Below are 19,191 nucleotides of genomic sequence, written 5' to 3'. Positions count from 1 at the left end.
CGCCGCGGCATCGGGGTGCACAATGTGGACATGTCATTCCACTCCGAAGCCTGGTCCGAAGATCCTCAGCACGTCCTCCGGGTGGGTCCCGGATTCCGCCTCGACTCGGTCGAAACGGATTCCACCCCCGGATTTAAGGGCGGTAAAAAAGCCGGCGTCGCCGAGCTCGCCCGGGTGGTTGACACCCTGAGCGACCTCCAGGAACGCCTCCATGCCGCCGCGACTGCCGGTGCCACCGACTCGGTCCTGCTGGTGTTGCAGGCCATGGATACCGCGGGTAAGGGTGGCATCGTGCGCCACGTCGTGGGTGCCGTGGACCCGCAGGGTGTGCAGCTTGCCTCGTTCAAGAAGCCCACCGCCGAGGAGCTTTCGCACGACTTCCTCTGGCGTATCCACAAGCAGGTTCCCGCCGACGGCAAGATCGGTGTTTTTGACCGCTCGCACTACGAGGACGTGCTGATCGGGCGGGTACGCGAGCTGGCGTCCCCCGAGGAGATCGAGCGTCGGTATGAGGCGATCAACGAGTTCGAGCGGGAGCTGGTGGATTCGGGCACCCGGATCATCAAGATCATGCTGCAGATCAGCCCCGACGTGCAGAAGAAGCGGCTGCTGGACCGTCTGGACCGTCCGGATAAGCACTGGAAGTTCACCCCCAACGACGTCACCGAGCGCGAGGTGTGGCCTGACTATCAGGAGGCCTACCAGATCGCGCTGACCCGCACCTCGACCGACTACGCGCCCTGGTACGTGGTGCCCGGCGACAACAAGTGGTATGCCCGCGTGGCCGTGCAGCACCTGCTGGTGGACGTGCTCACGGAGATCGATCCGCAGTGGCCCGCGGCCACCTACGACGTCGAGGAGGCGCGCGCGGCCCTGCTCGCCAGCAAGGTGTAGCACCCCGCGGCGGCGTCATGTTGAGAAACACTCGACCGGCGCCGCCGCACCCGCGGCTAGCGTGGAGGCACCCCACGTGAAAGGCCACGCATGACCCTCCTTCAGACCTCGCCCGTTCGTTCCCGCATCGCCATCGCTCCCGATGCCGATCCGGCTCGGGTCTTCGCCCCGATCTTCGCCCGGATCGCCGAGGGGGCCGCGGCCCGCGACCGGGATCGTAGCCTACCCACCACCGAGATCCGGGCCCTGGCCGACGCCGGCTTTGGTGCCCTGCGGGTGCCGCGCGCCGAGGGCGGGTTTGGGGTGAGCCTGACCGAGCTGTTTGCGCTCCTGGCCGACCTCGCCGCCGCCGATTCCAATATCGAGCAGGCCCTGCGTGGGCACTTTGCGTTTATCGAGGATCGGCTGGTCAGCCCCGACGCTGCGTCCCGCGCGCTGTGGATCGACCGCGCGCTGCGTGGCGACCTGGTGGGCAACGCCTGGACCGAGATCGGATCGAGCGTCCGCGGCGAGCTGGGGACTCGGCTGCGCGTCGACGCGAGTGGTACCCGCCTGAGCGGGGAGAAGTTTTACACCACCGGTAGCCTGTATGCCGATTGGATCGACGTGCTCGCGCACTCCGAGGAGCTGGACACCCAGGTGATCGCGGCCGTGTCCGTGCACCAGGCGGGTGTTGACATCACCGATGACTGGGATGGTTTCGGTCAGCGCACCACCGCGTCCGGTGGCACCGTCTTTACCGATGCGACCGTGGACCCGGCCGATGTGATCGACTTCTCCGAGCGCTTCGGCTATCAGCTGGCCTTCTACCAGGTGTTCCACCTGGCCGCCCTCGCCGGTGTGGCCCGGGCTGCGGCCACCGAGGCCGGGGCCCAGTTGGCCGCGCGCTCGCGCACCTACAGCCACGGCAACGCCGATCGCGCGGTTGAGGATGCTCAGCTACTCCAGGTGGTCGGTGAGGCCGCGGCTCAGGGCTTCGCGCTGGACGCGATCACCGAGCGTGCGGCGAAGGCCCTGGAGGTGGCCGAGGCCGCGACGCTGGCGCGAAACGCCCTGCGCGCCGACTCTGCGGCGACCCCCGAGCAGCGCCAGGCCGCCGAGACGGTCTTGGCTGAGGCGATCGGGGCGGCCGAGCTGGCCGCGTTCTCCGGTCAGGTTGCGGCGATCCCCGGGGCGCTGCGGGCGACCTCGATCATCTTTGACGCGCTGGGAGCCTCGGCCATCCGCGCCGGCGGCGCGCTGGATCGGCACTGGCGTAACGCCCGGACCCTCGCCAGCCACAACCCGTGGGTGTATCGAGCACGCCTGCTGGGCCGCTTCGTGGCTACCGGCGAGCGCGACGACGCCTCCTGGGCGGTCGGGGTGGCCGCAAGCTAGCGGCGCCGTCTAGGACAGGGCGTCCCGAATCGGTCGGAACTTCATCCCCGTCTCGCGGAACTCCGACTCGGGATCGGACCCGGCGACGATGCCGCCCCCGGCATAGGCGGTGATGTGCCCGTCGGGATCCACCTGGGCACCGCGCAGGGCGATGGCCCAGTCGCCGTTGCCGTGGGCGTCCACCCAGCCGGTGGGCCCGGCGTAGCGGCCGCGGTCGAAGGGTTCCAGCTCATTGATCAGGTCGATTGCGGCGAGGGTCGGGGTGCCACCCACCGCGGCGGTGGGGTGCAGAGCCTGGATCAGGTCGAGCACGCTCGCGCGGTCGCTGATCCGCCCCGAGATGTCGGTGGCCAGGTGCCAGAGGTTGGGCAGGCGCAGGGTGAAGGGGGAGTCCTGACCGTGCAGCCCGGCGGCATGCGGGGCGAGGGCGGCGAGGGCGCTGCGCACGGCGAACGCGTGCTCGTCGCGGTCCTTGCGGGAGTCGATCAGGGTTTCGGCGGCGGCGCGATCCTCGGCGGCACCGTGGCCGCGGGCGGCGGTTCCGGCGAGGACCCGCAGCGAGAGCGATCCATCCCGCACCGAGATCAGGGTTTCCGGGCTCGCACCGATCATGCCGTCCACCGCATATGTCCAGCACTGCGGGTAGGCGGCGGCGAGGTCGGCGGCCAGGCGGCGTCGGTCGCCGTCGGCCGGGAGTTGCCCGGTGACCGTGCGGGCGAGCACAATCTTGGCCACGTCTCCGCGCTGGATCCGGGCGAGGGCCGTGCGGACGAGCTCGCGGTGACGTTCGGCATCGGCCGGGTCCTCGGCCAGGTCGGCGGTGAGGCTCTGGCCCAGCGGGGTGCGCGCGGGCAGCGGCTCGCCGTCCACGATGGGTTCGCCCTCGAGCGATACCCGGGTGATCCAGGCGTGTTCGCCGGAACGGCCCACGATCACGCGGGGAACGATCAGGACGCTCTCGGCACTCGACACGGCCGAGAAGGCGATGGTGCCGAAGGCGACCAGTCCGGTTCCGGGTAATCCAACCTCGTCCCGAACCCGCGCGGTATCGGCGATCTGCTGCCACTGTGTGGCCAGGTCGGTGATTCGATCCTCGCCCGCGGTGGAGAGTCGCAGCGCGACGCCCGAGCCTACGATTCCCGCCCCGTCCCGCATCCACATCAGCGGATTTGTGCGGTCGGCAAACCCAAACAGGGTGCCCGGATCGGCCAGTGCACGAGTGGTGACATGGAGCCGGGGAATAACGGGAGTGGACACCCTCTAAGCCTAGGCGGTTTTACATGAGTACACGCCGAGATGTGGCGCACCCGCCGAGTGGGGCGAATTCACGGCCCGGGCGCGGACACGGCGGCGCGAAAGTGTCTAGGATAGTGAGCATGCATAAGGCCGATCTTTCCAAAGCGCCCACACAGGTTTCGGCGATGTTCGATGAGGTAGCTCCGCGCTACGACCTCACCAACACCGTCCTGAGCCTCGGGAATGATCGACTCTGGCGCGTGGTGACCACCCGCGCAATCGGCGCGGTACCGGGCGAGCGGATCCTCGATCTGGCCGCCGGCACCGGCACCTCCAGCGCCTCGATCGCCGGCACCGGTGCGAGCGTCGTGGCCGCGGACTTCTCCCCGGGCATGCTCGCCGAGGGGCGTCGTCGCTACGGCCACATCAACCGGATCAGCTTTGTTGAGGCCGACGCCACCAAGCTGCCCTTCGCGGACAACGAGTTTGACGCCACCACGATCTCCTTCGGGCTGCGTAACGTGGTCAACCCCAAGCAGGCCATCGCCGAGATGCTGCGGGTGACCAAGCCCGGCGGACGCCTGGTGATCTGCGAGTTCTCGACCCCGCCGAATAAGCTCTGGCGCGGCCTCTATGACTTCTACCTGCACCGTGTGTCTCCGGTGCTGGTACGCCTGGCCAGCTCGAACCCCGACGCCTACGACTACCTCAACGAGTCGATTCAGGCATGGCCGGCCCAGGCCGAGCTCGCACAGTGGATGCGCGAAGCCGGATGGACCGACGTTGAATACCGCAACCTTACGGGCGGTATCACCGCGCTGCACCGCGGTATCAAGGCCAGCTAGGGTGGGTAAGGTGAATCACGCACCCGAGGCTCGCATCACGAGTCTGTCTCAGCACCTGGGCCTCACCGAGCGCATTTTTGCGTCCCCCGCCACCAAGAAGCTGCTCCACGAGGTGGATGCCGGCCTGGTGCGCATCGAGGCCGGTTTGGAAAAGCAGCTGGAGTACACCGACTCGGTGGCCGACAGCATGAGCCGGTACCTGCTGGAGGCCGGTGGCAAGCGCATCCGTCCGATGCTGCTGCTGCTCACCGCCCAGCTGGGCGAGGGCACTACCCCCGAGGTGGTGCTGGCAGCCGAGGCGATCGAAATCACCCACCTGGGTTCGCTCTATCACGACGACGTCATGGACGAGTCGGATAAGCGCCGCGGGGTGCCCAGCGCCCACACCGTGTGGGGCAACTCCGCCGCGATCCTCACCGGCGACCTGCTCTTTGCCCGCGCCAGCCAGATCATGGCCGAGCTCGGCGAGCGTGCGATCCAGCTGCAGGCCAGCACCTTTGAACGCCTGGTCCTGGGTCAGCTGCACGAGACCGTGGGCCCGCGCGAGGATGAGGACATCGAGGCACACTACATTCAGGTGCTCTCGGACAAGACCGGATCGCTGATCGCCGCCGCCGCAAGAACCGGCGTCATCTTCAGCCATGCGGATCCCGCCTATGAGGCCGCGGTTGTTGAGTACGGCGAGAAGGTGGGCATCGCGTTCCAGCTGATCGACGATGTTATCGACCTCTCCCCGGCCCCCGAGGAGACCGGCAAGGTCCCCGGCACCGACCTGCGGGCGGGTGTTGCGACCCTGCCGATGATCTACCTGCGCCGCCTGGCCGAGACCGATCCCGAGGCCGCCGCCCTGGTCGCCCGGATCGAGACCGACAGTGAGGCCGAACTCACCGGCGCGGCAGCCGAGGACTTCACCGCGGCGATTGCCGCCCTGCGCGCCCACGAGGTGACCGCGCGCACCCTGGCCGCCGCTCACCGCTGGTCCGCCGAGGCCGTGGCCGCACTCGCGCCGCTGCCCAAGGGCCCGGTCAAGGATGCTCTCGTGCGTTTTGCCGAGACCATCGTTGAACGCTCCAGCTAAATACACCCCTCGTCACAACCCCGCGTCGCCTGACGCCAACAAAGGAGATATCGACACATGAGCAAGTTGCGCCTGGCCATCGTGGGAGCCGGCCCCGCCGGAATCTATGCCGCCGACATCCTGCTCAAAGCCGAAAAAGACTTCGACGTGTCGATCGACCTGTTTGAGCACCTGCCCGCCCCTTATGGACTGGTGCGTTACGGGGTGGCCCCCGATCACCCCCGCATCAAGGGCATCATCAACGCGCTGCGTGACGTGCTGGACCGCGGTGACATCCGCATCTTCGGCAACGTCCGCTTCGGCACCGACATCACCCTGGAAGACCTGCAGAAGCACTACAACGCGGTGATCTTCGCCACCGGTGCGATCCGGGATGCCGACCTCAAGGTTCCCGGCATCGAGCTGGACGGCTCCTACGGTGCCGCGGACTTCGTGAACTGGTTCGACGCACACCCCGACGTGCCCACCACCTGGCCGCTGAACGCCCGCGAAATCGCGGTGATCGGTAACGGAAACGTGGCCCTGGACGTGGCCCGTATGCTCGCCAAGCACGCCGACGACCTGCTGCCCACCGAGATCCCCGAGAACGTCTACCAGGGTCTCAAGGCATCCCCGGTGACCGACGTACACGTGTTTGGTCGTCGTGGCCCGGCCCAGGTGAAGTTCACCCCGCTCGAGCTGCGTGAGCTGGGCGAGCTGAACGACGTGGACATGGTGCTCTACGACGAGGACTTCGACTACGACGAGGCGTCGCAGGAAGCCATCGCCACCAATAAGCAGATCATGGTCATCGACCGTGTGCTGCAGAAGTGGCGCAAGGAGCCCCAGGAGGGTTCGAGCCGCCGCCTGCACCTGCACTTCTACGCCAACCCCGAGGAGATCCTCGGTGAGGATGGCAAGGTTTCGGCGCTGCGCTATGAGCGCACCAAGCCCACCGGTTTTGGTGGGGTTGAGGGCACCGGCGAGTACCGTGAGGTTCCGGTTCAGGCCGTGTACCGCGCGGTGGGCTACTTCGGTTCCCCGCTCGAGCAGATCCCCTTCGACGAGGCTCGCGGCGTGATCCCGAACCGTGGTGGTCAGGTGCACGACATCAACGGCGACCAGATCCCCGGCCTGTACGCGACCGGCTGGATCAAGCGCGGCCCGATCGGCCTGATCGGCGCGACCAAGTCCGACGCGATGGAGACCATCGAGAACGTGCTGGCCGACCGCGCCACCTGGTGGACCCCGGAGGCCCCCGAGGAGGAGGCGATCCCGGCCCTGCTTGAGGAGCGTGGCGTCGCCTACACCGACCTCGACGGCTGGCACCGACTGGACGAGCACGAGATCGGTCTGGGCGAGCCGCATGAGCGCGCCCGCATCAAGGTGGGTCACCGCGGCGAGATGATTCGCATCTCGCGCGACGAGCCCGCGGCCGAGTAATCTAACACCACGCGGTTCGATTCCGAGTGGGGGAGTGGAGATGACCGAGCACATCTGGGAAACCGATGTGCTCGGTGCGCCCTTTGAGGCGCGCACCCTCCCGCTCGGAACCGACGCGCACGGCGAGGTGGTCGCGACCCTGGTGCGCGACACCCGCCGGCCCAAACGCTTCGAATCCCGCCCGGGATATGTGCTGCCCCGGCAGGCGATCGCCCACGATACCGACGTGCTCTACCTGCACGGCTGGTCCGACTACTTCTTCCAGACCGAGCTGGCGGATTTCTGGCATCGGCGTGGGGCGCGCTTTCACGCGCTGGATCTGCGTGATTACGGACGCAGCATGCGCCCCGATCGTGCGCCGGGATTCATCACCGATCTGACCACCTACGACGCGGACATTGAGGCCGCCCTGACCGTGATGGGCCACGACGAGGAGGCCCCGGTTTCTCGGCGGCTGATCATCCTCGCGCACTCCACCGGAGGGCTGACCGCGAGCCTCTGGGCCAACCGTCATCCGGGACGCATCGACGCGCTCATCCTCAACTCCCCATGGCTGGAATTCCAGGGTGGCGAGCTGGGCCGCGGCACGTTGGAACCGCTGCTGAGCCTGGGGGCCCGCTACGATCCGCGGGTGACCCTACCCGGCGTGGATTTCGGCTACTACAGTCGTGCCACCAGCGCCGCGTTTGAGGGCGAGTGGACCTTCGACGATAGGTGGCGTCCCGAGCGCGGATTCCCGGTTGCGGTGGGGTGGCTGCGGGCGGTCCTGGCCGGGCACACGCAGGTGGCTCGTGGCCTGGCGATCGAGGTGCCGGTACTGACCCTGCTCTCGGATTCCTCCACGGTCACCGCAAGCTGGAACGAACGCATGAAGCACAGCGACAGTGTGCTGGTGGTCTCCGATATCGCCGAACGCGCGCTGAAGCTCGGGGCCACGGTCACCGTCTCCCGCGTGGCCGGGGCGCTGCACGACGTGTTCCTCTCCGAACGCGGCGTGCGCGATCACGCCTACGCCCAGATGGACGCATGGCTGCGCGGGTTCTAGGCCCGCGCGGCATGCGGTGGTGTGCCACGGCGGCTCTGGGACTGGGGGCACTCCTCCTGACGGGGTGTGCGCCGCCCGCGATCCAGGAGGGTATCGACTCGAGCGGCGAGGCGGTGACCCGCCTATTGGAAGCGGCCGAGGCAAATGACTGGGAAGCCGCGCAACGGGTGATGACGGCAAACGCCGATGAGGCCAGCGCCCGGCGCACGGTGCTGAGGGTCCGCGATTTTATGGCGCGCGGCGGCGGCCTGGACCGGCTCACCGTGGTGGAAAAGGACCGCATCGGTAACGCCGCCCTCGTGGAGGTACTCACCGCCGACCCGGCGGTCTCGGAGCTGTTCACCGTGAGCGAGGAGCCCGGAGGATTCGCCGTCATCCCGGGGGATGCGGTGGGGATCGTGGACGGCCCCACCTCGGCTCCCGAGTAGCGCTCCGCCCTCACGTATTCCTGACCGAGGCACAACGCTCGGTCCTCGGCGCGGAGGCTACGCCCGCAGCGCCAGCCAGTAGTTGGTGCGGGCGGACATGGTGTCCAGTGGGGTGTCGGTGAGCTTCTCGATCAGCACGATGCGGGCGCGCAGGGTGTGCCGGTGGATGCCGAGTTCTCGGGCCGCCGGATCCCACTGGCCGTTGTGTTCGAGCCAGCTGGTGAGCGCGGCGATCAGCTCGGTACCGTGGGCCTCGTCGTGGGCACGCAGTGGGGCGAGGAGTTCGTGGGCGCGCTCGCGTACGGCGTCGGTGAAGAGCAGCTCGGTGATGCCCTGCCCGCCAATATCGGCAAACGCGGTGACCCCGGGGGAGTGCGGGTCCTCGGCGAGCGCACGCCGCGCCTGGTCGATGCCCTCGGAGAGGTTGGCGTAACCCAGCGGATCGGAGAGCCCGCCGGCGAGGCCCCGGGCGGTGCCCAGCTCGGCGATCCGGGCACCCGCGTCCTCGGCGGGCAGCAGCGCGATGATCTCCCGTCCCCGGGTGGCAAAGAAACACCAGCCCGGGGCGGTCTGCGCGCGCTCATCCAGCTCACGCAGCAGCGGGTTGCCCGCGCCGTGGCCCGGATGCCAGACGGCGACGCGGACGGGCTCGGGCGGCAGCGCCTCGTGGATGTGCTGCAGGACCAGCCGGGTCAGCGAGGGCCGCTGATCCAGCAGCGCCTCCAGCGCGCCCGAGCGCAGCGCCCGGCGACCCCGGCGCAACCCGCGTCCCTGTTCCAGGGCGAGCCCGGTGAGGGCGACCACGTTGGTGATGACGCTCTGCTCGGCCGGGTCGGGGGCGGGTCCGACGATCGCCAGGACCGCGCGCAGGTCCTCGCGCCGCCCCACGGTTTGCAGGCTCACGGTGCCGGCCGGGGTCTGGATCGTGGTGGCCGCGCGCTGCCCGCGATCCAGCAGCGCCGCCGCCTCGGCGGTCACGATCGCCGGTGGGTCCAGCGGCGGCCCGAACCGGGACAGGGCGGGGCCCGGCGCACTAAAAAGGAACACCGGCCGGTGCAGCAGCCGGGCCAGTTCGACAAAGATTTCGCGCTGCGGGTTGGGGCGCAGCGCGGCGAACGAGATGGCCCGCTGCGCGTTCATCGCCCAGGCCTGTCGTTCCCCGGCGGCGGCGGCCAGCGCGTCGGCGGCGGCGCGGATCACCGCGATAAACGCGGTCCGGTAGGGCACCTCAAACAGGGTCAGTCCGTGGGTTTCACACGCCTGCACCAGCGCCGCCGGAATGTCCGGGCGCAGCACCTCGGTGCCGTACCCGAGGGCCGCGACCCCGACCGAGACCAGGCGCTGCACGTAGCTCTCGTAGTCGGTGATCAGCGCGAGCCCGGTGCGGGTGCCGTTGATCACCGGGCGTCGCTCCTCGGATTCGGTGAGGAACTGGCTGCCGGTGGTGAGCAGCACCTGGTGGCGGGCGAGGAACGGGGTGGGGTCGGCGAGGTCGGAGCTGGAAACCCAGTCGATCGAGATGTCGTGAGCGGCGGGGATGTCCACGATCCGGCGCAGCCCGAGGGCGGGGATTCGGAGCAGGCGATCCACGGTGAGTGACATGATGCCAGCCTATCCCGCTCTGCCAATGTGGCGAAGAATTCACCAGAGCTTTGACAGATTGTCGAGGCGCGCCGCGGGGAACCCTGCCTAGTCTGGGGGCAGATGGTGCGCAGAGGGACCATTCCGGGCGGTTACACGTCCGACCGTTGCGCATCCCCTTAAACGCCACAAGTAACAAGGAGTGTTCAATGTCCGAGACCCCCGCACGCGGAGCAGACCTGACCCAGGCCCGCAACCTGGTCACCTCGATCCCCGGTCCCCGTTCGCAGGAACTGATGGCGCGTAAGCGCGCCGCGGTCTCGAACGCCATCGGCACCACGATGCCCGTCTTCGCCGAGGCCGCCTTCGGTGGCGTGATCCGCGACGTGGACGGCAATACCCTGATCGACCTGGGCTCGGGCATCGCCGTGACCGGTGTCGGAAACGCCAACCCCCGCGTGGTTGCCGCCGTCTCCGCCCAGCTCGAGGCCTTTACCCACACCTGCTTCATGATCACCCCCTACGACGGGTACGTCGAGGTGGCCGAGAAGCTCAACCGGCTGACCCCCGGAGATTTCGACAAGCGCTCGGCGCTGTTCAACTCGGGTTCGGAGGCCGTGGAGAACGCGGTCAAGATCGCCCGCTCCTACACCGGCAAGACCGCCGTGGTGGCCTTCGATCACGCGTACCACGGTCGCACCAACCTGACCCTGGCGCTGACCGCCAAGAACCAGCCCTATAAGTCCGGCTTTGGTCCCTTCGCCTCCGACATCTACCGCGCCCCGCTGAGCTACCCCTTCCGCGACGGCAACCGCACCGGTGCCGAGGCCGCCAAGATCGCGATCTCGCAGATCGAGAAGCAGGTCGGGGCCGAGAACCTAGCCGCGATCATCATCGAGCCGATCCAGGGCGAGGGTGGCTTCATCGTTCCCGCCGAGGGCTTCCTGCCCGCGCTGGCTGCCTGGGCCACGGAGAACGGCGTGGTCTTCATCGCCGATGAGGTGCAGACCGGCTTTGCCCGCACCGGCGCGATGTTCGCCTCCGAACTGTTCGGGATCGAGCCCGACCTGATCGTGACCGCCAAGGGTATCGCCGGCGGTCTGCCGCTGTCGGCCGTGACCGGCCGCGCCGAGATCATGGACGCCCCGCAGACCGGTGGCCTCGGTGGCACCTACGGCGGAAACCCGCTGGCTTGTGCCGCGGCCCTCGCCAGCATCGACGCGTTCGAGCAGGACGGGCTGATCGAGGCCGCCCAGCGCATCGAGCAGCAGATCACCTCCGCCTTCCTCGCCGCCCAGACCACCGACGCCCGCATCGGCGACGTGCGTGGCCGCGGCGCGATGATCGCGATCGAGTTTGTGAACCCCGAGACCGGCGAGCCCGACGCGGCCCTGACCGGCGCGATCGCCAAGGCTGCCCACAACCAGGGCGTGATTGTGCTCACCTGTGGCACCTACGGCAACGTGATCCGCTTCCTGCCGCCGCTGACCATCTCCGAGGAGCTGCTGGCCGAGGGCCTCGACATCGTCCTCGACGCACTCGCCAACGCCTAGAGCCCACGCCTAGAAAGGAATCAGACCGATGACTACCGAAGCAGAACTGCTGGCGAAGATCCCCACCGGGCTCTTCATCGGAGGCGAATGGCGCGATGCGTCGGACGGCTCTACCCTCGATGTACTCGACCCGGCAACCGGTAAGGCCCTGGTCTCCATCGCCGACGCAACCGTCGAGGACGGTGCCGCGGCCCTGGATGCCGCCGTCGCCGCCCAGGCCGACTGGGCCGCCACCCCGGCCCGCGCCCGCGGCGAGATCCTGCGCCGCGCGTTTGACCTGCTCCAGGAGCGCCGCGAGGAATTCGCGCTGCTGATGACCCTGGAGATGGGAAAGCCCCTGGCCGAGGCCAACGGTGAGGTCACCTACGGGGGCGAGTTCCTGCGTTGGTTCAGCGAGGAGGCCGCCCGCCTGACCGGTCGCTATGGCACCAACCCCGAGGGCACCGGCACCATGATCGTGTCCCAGCAGCCGGTGGGCCCGACCTTCCTGATCACCCCGTGGAACTTCCCGCTGGCCATGGCCACCCGCAAGATCGCCCCGGCGCTGGCCGCGGGTTGCACCGTGGTCCTCAAGCCCGCCGCGCTGACCCCGCTGACCAGCCTCGCCTTCGCGCAGCTGCTGGTGGATGCGGGCCTGCCCGCCGGCGTGGTCAACGTGGTGACCACCTCGCGCTCGCAGGAGCTCTCGGCCCCGATCATCTCCGACTCGCGTCTGCGTAAGCTCTCCTTCACCGGTTCGACCGGGGTGGGCCAGGCGCTGCTGCGTCAGAGCGCCGACAACGTGCTGCGCACCTCGATGGAACTCGGCGGCAACGCCCCGTTCGTGATCTTCGAGGACGCCGACCTGGACGCCGCGATCGAGGGGGCCCTGGCCGCCAAGTTCCGCAACATCGGCCAGGCCTGCACCGCCGCCAACCGCTTCATCGTGCACTCCTCGATCGCCGAGGAGTTCACCGCTCGGGTCACCGAGCGGGTCCAGGCGATGAAGATCGGCCGCGGCACCGAGGAGGGCGTGCAGATCGGCCCGCTGATCGATGACCGTGCGGTGGCCAAGTGTGTGGCCCTGGTGAACGACGCGGTTTCCCGCGGCGCGACCCTGCACACCGGCGGCACCGCGATCGAGGGCGAGGGATCCTACTTCGCCCCCGCCGTGCTGAGTGGCGTGGCGCCGGGATCCGACATCCTGCGCGAGGAGATCTTCGGACCGGTCCTCGCGGTATCCACCTTCGACACCGAGGCCGAGGCCATCGCCGCCGCCAACGACACCGAGTACGGCCTGGTGAGCTACGTCTTTACCACCGACCAGGGTCGCGCACAACGCTTGATTGGTGCGCTGGAGACGGGCATGATGGGCCTCAACGTCGGAGTGCTCTCCAACGCCGCCGCACCGTTTGGTGGGGTCAAGCAGTCGGGGATCGGTCGCGAGGGCGGTTCCGAGGGTATTCACGAGTATCTGTCCACCAAGTACACGATGGCCCCGCTGGGCTAGAGCGAAACGGGAGAAGAGCATGACCGAGAAGCTGCAGAACTTTATCAACGGCGCGTTTGTGGATGTGGCCGGAACCACCATCCTCGACGTGATCGATCCGGCCACCGAAAACGTGGTTTCCCACGCCCCGGTGTCGGTGGAATCCGATGTGGATGCGGCCTTCGCCGCCGCCAAGACCGCGTTTGCCACCTGGCGTCGCAGCACCCCGAGTCAGCGTCAGGCGGCGCTGCTGAAGCTTGCCGACGCGATCGAGGAAAACCAGGATGCCCTGGTTGCCGCTCAGGTGCGCAACACCGGTCAGCCGATCGAGACCGTGCGCGCCGAGGAGATCCTCACCGGTGCCGAACAGCTGCGCTTCTTCGCCGGTGCCGCCCGGAACCTCGAGGGCAAGGCCGCGGCCGAGTACGTCGAGGGATTCACCTCGTTTGTGCGGCGTGAGCCCATCGGCGTGGTCGCCCAGGTGACCCCGTGGAACTACCCGTTCCTGATGGCGATCTGGAAGATCGGTCCGGCGCTGGCCGCCGGTAACACGATCGTGTTGAAGCCCTCGGACACGACCCCCGAGTCGACCCTGGAACTCGCCCGGATCACCGCCGGAATCCTCCCGGACGGTGTTTTCAACGTGGTCCTGGGGGATGCCAGCACCGGCACCCTGCTCACCGAGCACAAGACCCCGGGTCTGGTTGCGATCACCGGTTCGGTGCGGGCGGGTCAGGCGGTGGCCACCTCGGCAGCCAAGAACCTGCACCGCGTGCACCTCGAACTCGGTGGCAAGGCCCCGACCGTGGTGTTTGAGGACGCCGACATCCAGGCGGCCGCCCAGGGCATCGCCGAGGCCGGGTACTTCAACGCCGGCCAGGACTGCACCGCCGCAACCCGTGTGATCGTGCACCGCTCCAAGCACGACGAGTTTGTGAAGGCGCTGGTGGCCGCGGCCGAGGCCACGGTGACCGCGGGCCCGGACAACGCCGACGCGTTCTACGGTCCGATGAACAACAAGAACCACTTCGCCCAGGTGCTCGACATCCTCGGCAGCCTGCCCGCTCACGCGGTCGTGGCGGCCGGCGGAAAGCGCGTGGGGGAGACCGGCTACTTCGTCGCCCCGACCGTGATCACCGGCGTCAAGCAGGACGACGACGTGGTGCAGAAGGAGAGCTTCGGCCCGATCCTCACCGTGCAGGCCTTCGACACCGAGGAGGAGGCCATCGAACTCGCAAACGACGTCGAATACGCCCTCGCCTCGAGCGTCTGGACCGCCAACCACTCGCGCGCGATGCGCCTGGCCCGCGACCTCGACTTCGGCTGCGTGTGGATCAACACCCACATCGTGCTGACCGCCGAGATGCCGCACGGCGGATTCAAGAAGTCGGGATATGGCAAGGATCTCTCGGGGTACGGCTTCGAGGACTACACCCGGATCAAGCACGTCATGACCAGCCTCGAAGGCTAGTTGACGGTTTTAGGAAAGGAAGCAACATGACCGAAATCACACGTGACGTCGTCATCATCGGTGCGGGGGCATCGGGGCTTACCGCCGCGACCGACCTCAAGGCACGCGGCCTCAGCGTCGCGGTGCTGGAAGCACGCGACCGGGTGGGCGGACGTCTCTGGACCGACACCATCGAGGGTGCGATGCTGGAGATCGGTGGACAGTGGGTGTCCCCGGACCAGACCGCGCTGATCGAGACCCTGGAGGACCTGAAGCTCGACACGTTCTCGCGCTACCGCGAGGGCGAGTCGATCTACATCGGCCGCGACGGCAAGCACACCCGCTACAGCGGTGACCGCTTCCCGGTGGACGCCGAGACCGCCGCCGAAATGGACCGCCTGATCGTAATCCTGGACGAGCTCGCCGAGAGCGTCGGGGCCACCGAGCCCTGGGCACACCCGCGGGCTCAGGAGCTCGACTCGATCACCTGGCAGGCCTGGCTCGAGGAAAACACCGACAACATCGAGGCCCGCGACAACATCGGCCTGTTTGTGGCCGAGGCGATGCTGACCAAGCCCCGCCACGCCTTCTCGGCGCTGCAGGCGATCCTGATGGCCGCCTCGGCGGGCAGCTTCTCCAACCTGGTGGATGAGGACTTCATCCTCGACAAGCGCGTGATCGGTGGCCTCCAGCTGGTGCCGCTGCGCCTGGCCGAGAACCTCGGCGACGACGTTTTCCTGAACCAGCCGGTGCGCCGCCTGGAATATACCGATGACTCGGTGACCGCGATCGCCGACGGCATCACCGTCAAGGCTCAGTACGCGATCATGGCCGTGCCGCCGAACCTGTACTCGCGGGTCGACTACCAGCCGCCACTGCCGCGCCTCAAGCACCAGATGCACCAGCACATGTCGCTGGGTCTGGTGATCAAGGTGCACGCGGTGTACGAGACCCCGTTCTGGCGCGAGGATGGCCTCTCCGGTACCGTCTTCAGCCCGTACCAGCTCGTGCACGAGGCGTATGACAACACCAACCACGAAGACCCCCGCGGCACCCTGGTTGGATTCGTCTCCGATCAGCACGCCGACAAGGTGTTCATGCAGGATGCCGAGGCCCGCAAGGCCGCGATCCTCGACTCGCTGGCCGCCTACTACGGCGAGAAGGCCCAGAACCCGGTTGTCTACTACGAGTCGGACTGGGGCAGCGAGGAGTGGACCCGCGGGGCCTACGCCACCTCGTTCGACATGGGTGGTTTGGCGCGCTATGGCGCGATGCAGTCGACCCCGGTGGGACCGATTTACTGGTCCTCTTCCGATCTGGCGGCCGAGGGCTTCCAGCACGTGGACGGCGCCATTCGCGTCGGTCACGACACCGCTGAGGCGATCATCGCCCGGCACGAATCCAAGTAATTCCCCCACCGATCCCGAAACGGATCAGCACACAGGATGTGATATTCGGGCGGGGTGCAACCGCACCCCGCCCTCAGACTCCCCTTTTCAGTGAAGAAAGCGAGTGCTCTGCATGCGATACGTTGTCGGCTACACAAACACCCCACAGGGGGCCGATGCCCTGGCCCTCGCGGCCCGGCTGGCGCGTTCGCGCGGTGCCGGGTTGGACCTGGTCCTGGTCCTCGACCGGGAGGAGCGCAACCAGCTGGTTCCGACCTCACCGGGATTCAATCTGTATAAGCATCAGCTCGCCGAGAGCTGGCTGACCCAGGCGATCGCGACCCTGCCGGCGGACATTGAGGCCCGCCACCACGTGGTCTATGCTGAGTCGTTTTCCGAGGGCCTGATCCTCGCCGCCGAGGAGCTCAAGGTGCGCGCGATCATCGTGGGTGCCGGGGGCGGCATCTTCGGCCGGTTCAGCGTCGGATCGGTGGCCAACGCGCTGCTGCACTCCTCCCCGGTTCCGGTGGCGCTTGCCCCGGCCGGTTTCGCCGAGACCGCCGACCCGAACGCGACCCTGACCCGGGTCACCGCGGCGATCGGTCTGCGCGCCGGTGCGCAGAACGTGCTCAACGCCGCCGTCAACCTGGCGGCCACCGCCAAGATTCCGCTGCGTCTGCTCTCGGTGGTGGCACTGGATGCGCCCGAGGGTGCCGAGGATCCCGAGGCTCAGGCCCGGGCTCACGCCCACGCCGAGGCCGTGCAGGCCGGGGCGCGCGAGGCGCTGCCCGAGGGCATCGAGGTGACCACCGAGATCGTGACCGGCAAGCGCATCGAGGATGCCGTGCTGTCGGTGGAGTGGGATCCCAACGAGATCGTGCTGGTGGGCTCCAGCCGACTGGCGCGTCCCGCCCACCTCTTTATTGGGTCCACCGCATCGAAGATGCTGCGCGAGCTGCCCGTGCCGATGAGCGTGGTGCCGCGTGAGTCGATGCTCTCGCAGGGAGAACAGGCATGAGCGCCGACACCCAGGCCACCCCGGGCCTGTCCAAGAAGGGACTGGGGGCCGGATCGGTCGGCCTGATCGGTGCGATCGTCATCGGTATCTCCTGTATCGCCCCGGCCTACACGTTCACCGGAGCGATCGGCCCGACCGTGGGCGCGGTTGGCACCCACGTACCGGCGATCTTCCTGGTTGGGTTTATCCCGATGCTGCTGGTGGCCTTCGGCTACCGCGAACTCAACTCCCGGATGCCCGACAGCGGCACCTCCTTCACCTGGGGTGTGCGCGCGTTTGGGCCCTGGCTCGGCTGGATGTCGGGATGGGGGCTGATCGCCGCCACGGTGATCGTGCTCTCCAACCTCGCCGGCATCGCCGTGGACTTCTTCTACCTGGCGCTCTCGCAGATCTTCCAAAACCCGGATCTGGCGGCGCTGACCAAGAACCCGATCATCAACGTGGTCACCTGTCTGGTGTTTGTGGCCCTGGCCACGATGGTGTCCTATCGGGATATGAAGACCACCCAGAAGTTCCAGTACGTGCTGGTGGGCTTCCAGATTCTGGTGCTCGCGGTGTTCATCGTGGTCGCCCTGGTGCGCGCCTATGATGGCGACGCGGTGGACTTCACCCCGATCCAGCTCGAGTGGTTCAACCCGTTCGGCGTGGGCAGCATGTCCGCCTTCGCCGCCGGACTCTCGCTGTCGCTGTTCATCTTCTGGGGCTGGGACGTGATCCTCACCATGAACGAGGAGACCAAGGGCGCCCGCTCGACCCCCGGCAAGGCCGCAACCTTCGCCGTGATCCTCGTGGTGGTGCTCTACCTGCTGCTGGCCGTGGCGATGATCTCCTTCGCCGGCGTCGGCACCACCGGCACCGGGCTGCAGAACCCCGAGATTCAGGAGAACGCGTTCTTCTTCCTCGCCGGGCCGATTCTTGGACCGCTGGCGATCATCGTCTCGATCGCCGTGCTGTCCTCCTCGGCCGCCTCGCTCCAGTCCACCTTCGTGGGTCCGGCGCGCACGCTGCTGGCGATGGGGCACTACGGCGCACTGCCCGCCCGCTTCGGCAAGGTCAACCCCAAGTACTTCACCCCGGGGTTTGCGACCATCGTCTCGGCCGTGTGCGCCTCGGTGTTCTACGCGGTCATGCGGATCGTGTCCGAGGCCGTGCTGCAGGACACCATCACCGCGCTGGGCATCATGATCTGCTTCTACTACGGACTGACCGCGTTTGCGTGTGTCTGGTACTTCCGGAAGCAGTGGTTCTCCAGCGTCCGGAACTTCTTTATGCAGTTCCTGTTCCCGGGTGTGGGTGGACTGATTCTCGCGGTGCTGTTTGTGATGACGATGGTGGACAGCTTCGACCCCGACTACGGTTCGGGATCCAGCGTCTTCGGAATGGGACTGGTGTTTGTATTGGGAATCACGGTCATCCTGATCGGTGTGGTGATCATGGTCATCCAGCGCTTCCGCCACCCCGACTTCTTCCTGGGTAAGACCCTGACCGCCGGTATCGCCGGTGACGCACAGGAGAAGGAGGCCGCCGAGGCCGATGCGGCCATCGAGGAGGCCGCCCGGAACGCGGGCCGCTAGGTTATATCCGCTGGCTATATTCGCCGCTGAGGGGCCCCGTCGTTGTGTGCGACGGGGCCCCTTTCGCGCTGTGCAGACACCGGTTCTCGGGATCGAGTCTGCCCACGGCGAACAAGCCCGTAGAATGGCGGGTATGGACGGCGCACGCGGGAAGCGGCTGATCCGCGGCCTGTTAGCGGCCGGGATCGCCACCTTTGTGGCCCTGCTTTCCCACGTGGGTGCCGGGGCGTCGATGCCGGGTGCCGTGGGCATCGTGGTTCCGCTGGTGCTCTCGATTGTGGTGTCGGTCTTTTTGGCCGGGAAGAAGCTCTCGGCGGCGCGGCTGTCGCTCGCGGTCCTGATCAGCCAGGCGTTCTTTCACGTTCTGTTTGTGCTGGGGGCCGGCGGCCGAGTGCAGAACGCACCGATGAGCGGTCTGGGTCATCAGCACACCCCCACCGATGTGGACATCGTGGCCACCGTCTCCGCCGCCGAGCATGCGGCCCATCTGGGCCCGTTCATGTGGGGCGCGCACGCGCTCGCCGCGGCCCTGACCGTATTTGCCCTGTATCAGGGGGAGGCGCTGATGCGCTCCCTGCTGACCCTCGCCGCCCTCGCGCTGGCCGCCTGGCTGTACCGGCTGGAGCCCATCGAGGGTCCGCGTTCGGTGGCGGTTCCGCCCCGTGCCGAGCGGCCCGATGCGCTGATCCCGCTCGGGGTGTATGCCTCGACCCTGCGCCATCGCGGACCACCGGTACTCGCCCGCTAGAGTTCCCCCGTTTCCCGCGCCCACAGGGTCGCGGTTTTCCGCGCGTGCCGTCATCTCGCACCGCGCCGTTTCGGTATGCCCCGCGC

General features: G+C 67.8%; 16 protein-coding genes. 14 read left to right on the top strand and 2 right to left on the bottom strand.

Features of this window, described 5'->3' with window-relative positions; all coding sequences use genetic code 11:
• Nucleotides 1-30: 30 nt before the first annotated feature.
• Together M2390_RS07815 and M2390_RS07810 are read left to right on the top strand one after the other, a co-directional pair.
• Nucleotides 31-894 (top strand): polyphosphate kinase 2 family protein, encoded by an 864-nt coding sequence (locus M2390_RS07815; protein ID WP_259177897.1) that lies wholly within the window; start codon nucleotides 31-33, stop codon nucleotides 892-894.
• A 90-nt stretch (nucleotides 895-984) separates the two neighbouring features.
• Nucleotides 985-2,271 carry an acyl-CoA dehydrogenase family protein gene (locus M2390_RS07810; RefSeq protein ID WP_259177896.1) on the top strand — a complete coding sequence of 429 codons (1,287 nt, stop codon included), beginning with the start codon at nucleotides 985-987 and terminating at the stop codon, nucleotides 2,269-2,271.
• A 9-nt stretch (nucleotides 2,272-2,280) separates the two neighbouring features.
• Here M2390_RS07810 and M2390_RS07805 read toward each other — a convergent pair whose 3' ends face one another.
• Nucleotides 2,281-3,528, bottom strand: a complete 1,248-nt coding sequence (locus M2390_RS07805; protein ID WP_259177895.1) for an isochorismate synthase MenF — start codon at nucleotides 3,526-3,528, stop codon at nucleotides 2,281-2,283.
• 119 nt (nucleotides 3,529-3,647) lie between these two features.
• On the opposite strand from M2390_RS07805, the gene M2390_RS07800 reads away from it, so the two are divergent.
• The 5 genes from M2390_RS07800 to M2390_RS07780 are packed head-to-tail and all read left to right on the top strand — an operon-like array spanning nucleotide 3,648 to nucleotide 8,325.
• Nucleotides 3,648-4,352, top strand: coding sequence for a demethylmenaquinone methyltransferase (locus M2390_RS07800; RefSeq protein ID WP_030149220.1), 705 nt, complete (start codon nucleotides 3,648-3,650; stop codon nucleotides 4,350-4,352).
• A gap of 10 nt (nucleotides 4,353-4,362) precedes the next feature.
• On the top strand, nucleotides 4,363-5,430 hold the full coding sequence (locus M2390_RS07795) for a polyprenyl synthetase family protein (protein ID WP_259177894.1): 1,068 nt from the start codon (nucleotides 4,363-4,365) through the stop codon (nucleotides 5,428-5,430).
• 57 nt (nucleotides 5,431-5,487) lie between these two features.
• Nucleotides 5,488-6,852, top strand: coding sequence for an FAD-dependent oxidoreductase (locus tag M2390_RS07790; protein ID WP_259177893.1), 1,365 nt, complete (start codon nucleotides 5,488-5,490; stop codon nucleotides 6,850-6,852).
• Between the two features lie 40 nt (nucleotides 6,853-6,892).
• A complete protein-coding gene (locus M2390_RS07785) occupies nucleotides 6,893-7,897 on the top strand; it encodes an alpha/beta hydrolase (protein WP_259177892.1) in 1,005 nt (334 codons plus the stop codon).
• A complete protein-coding gene (locus M2390_RS07780) occupies nucleotides 7,879-8,325 on the top strand; it encodes a hypothetical protein (protein ID WP_259177891.1) in 447 nt (148 codons plus the stop codon). The genes M2390_RS07785 and M2390_RS07780 overlap by 19 nt, the downstream gene beginning before the upstream one ends.
• A gap of 57 nt (nucleotides 8,326-8,382) precedes the next feature.
• Here the strand turns inward: M2390_RS07780 and M2390_RS07775 are convergent, their stop codons facing one another.
• Complete coding sequence (locus tag M2390_RS07775) at nucleotides 8,383-9,927, bottom strand: PucR family transcriptional regulator (RefSeq protein ID WP_259177890.1); 1,545 nt, start codon at nucleotides 9,925-9,927, stop codon at nucleotides 8,383-8,385.
• 188 nt (nucleotides 9,928-10,115) lie between these two features.
• On the opposite strand from M2390_RS07775, the gene gabT reads away from it, so the two are divergent.
• The 7 genes from gabT (at nucleotide 10,116) to M2390_RS07740 (ending at nucleotide 19,105) form a co-directional block, all read left to right on the top strand.
• Nucleotides 10,116-11,459: a 4-aminobutyrate--2-oxoglutarate transaminase gene (gene gabT / locus M2390_RS07770; RefSeq protein ID WP_259177889.1), complete on the top strand. Its 1,344-nt coding sequence runs from the start codon at nucleotides 10,116-10,118 to the stop codon at nucleotides 11,457-11,459.
• A gap of 28 nt (nucleotides 11,460-11,487) precedes the next feature.
• A complete protein-coding gene (locus M2390_RS07765) occupies nucleotides 11,488-12,948 on the top strand; it encodes an NAD-dependent succinate-semialdehyde dehydrogenase (RefSeq protein ID WP_187976880.1) in 1,461 nt (486 codons plus the stop codon).
• Between the two features lie 19 nt (nucleotides 12,949-12,967).
• Nucleotides 12,968-14,398, top strand: a complete 1,431-nt coding sequence (locus M2390_RS07760) for a gamma-aminobutyraldehyde dehydrogenase (RefSeq protein WP_121689411.1) — start codon at nucleotides 12,968-12,970, stop codon at nucleotides 14,396-14,398.
• Nucleotides 14,399-14,424: 26 nt separating this feature from the next.
• A complete protein-coding gene (locus M2390_RS07755; protein ID WP_259177888.1) occupies nucleotides 14,425-15,786 on the top strand; it encodes an NAD(P)/FAD-dependent oxidoreductase in 1,362 nt (453 codons plus the stop codon).
• A gap of 112 nt (nucleotides 15,787-15,898) precedes the next feature.
• Nucleotides 15,899-16,783, top strand: coding sequence for a universal stress protein (locus M2390_RS07750; RefSeq protein WP_259177887.1), 885 nt, complete (start codon nucleotides 15,899-15,901; stop codon nucleotides 16,781-16,783).
• The gene (locus M2390_RS07745) at nucleotides 16,780-18,357 is read left to right on the top strand and encodes an APC family permease (protein ID WP_259177886.1); all 1,578 of its coding nucleotides are present in this window, start codon (nucleotides 16,780-16,782) and stop codon (nucleotides 18,355-18,357) included. The genes M2390_RS07750 and M2390_RS07745 overlap by 4 nt, the downstream gene beginning before the upstream one ends.
• A gap of 133 nt (nucleotides 18,358-18,490) precedes the next feature.
• The gene (locus M2390_RS07740) at nucleotides 18,491-19,105 is read left to right on the top strand and encodes a hypothetical protein (protein ID WP_259177885.1); all 615 of its coding nucleotides are present in this window, start codon (nucleotides 18,491-18,493) and stop codon (nucleotides 19,103-19,105) included.
• The last annotated feature ends 86 nt before the right edge of the window (nucleotides 19,106-19,191 follow it).

This window comes from Mycetocola sp. BIGb0189, assembly GCF_024810155.1.
Classification (GTDB): domain Bacteria; phylum Actinomycetota; class Actinomycetes; order Actinomycetales; family Microbacteriaceae; genus Mycetocola; species Mycetocola lacteus.
Note: the sequence above shows the minus strand (reverse complement) of the source record. Positions and strands in the feature narration are given on the sequence as shown.

Coding starts and splice junctions, on each gene's coding strand:
- M2390_RS07810 (WP_259177896.1), top strand. CDS start 985: ATGACCCTCCTTCAGACCTCGCCCGTTCGTTCCCGCATCGCCATCGCT.
- M2390_RS07750 (WP_259177887.1), top strand. CDS start 15,899: ATGCGATACGTTGTCGGCTACACAAACACCCCACAGGGGGCCGATGCC.
- gabT (WP_259177889.1), top strand. CDS start 10,116: ATGTCCGAGACCCCCGCACGCGGAGCAGACCTGACCCAGGCCCGCAAC.
- M2390_RS07745 (WP_259177886.1), top strand. CDS start 16,780: ATGAGCGCCGACACCCAGGCCACCCCGGGCCTGTCCAAGAAGGGACTG.
- M2390_RS07780 (WP_259177891.1), top strand. CDS start 7,879: ATGGCTGCGCGGGTTCTAGGCCCGCGCGGCATGCGGTGGTGTGCCACG.
- M2390_RS07755 (WP_259177888.1), top strand. CDS start 14,425: ATGACCGAAATCACACGTGACGTCGTCATCATCGGTGCGGGGGCATCG.
- M2390_RS07785 (WP_259177892.1), top strand. CDS start 6,893: ATGACCGAGCACATCTGGGAAACCGATGTGCTCGGTGCGCCCTTTGAG.
- M2390_RS07775 (WP_259177890.1), bottom strand. CDS start 9,927: ATGTCACTCACCGTGGATCGCCTGCTCCGAATCCCCGCCCTCGGGCTG.
- M2390_RS07815 (WP_259177897.1), top strand. CDS start 31: ATGTCATTCCACTCCGAAGCCTGGTCCGAAGATCCTCAGCACGTCCTC.
- M2390_RS07765 (WP_187976880.1), top strand. CDS start 11,488: ATGACTACCGAAGCAGAACTGCTGGCGAAGATCCCCACCGGGCTCTTC.
- M2390_RS07790 (WP_259177893.1), top strand. CDS start 5,488: ATGAGCAAGTTGCGCCTGGCCATCGTGGGAGCCGGCCCCGCCGGAATC.
- M2390_RS07760 (WP_121689411.1), top strand. CDS start 12,968: ATGACCGAGAAGCTGCAGAACTTTATCAACGGCGCGTTTGTGGATGTG.
- M2390_RS07800 (WP_030149220.1), top strand. CDS start 3,648: ATGCATAAGGCCGATCTTTCCAAAGCGCCCACACAGGTTTCGGCGATG.
- M2390_RS07740 (WP_259177885.1), top strand. CDS start 18,491: ATGGACGGCGCACGCGGGAAGCGGCTGATCCGCGGCCTGTTAGCGGCC.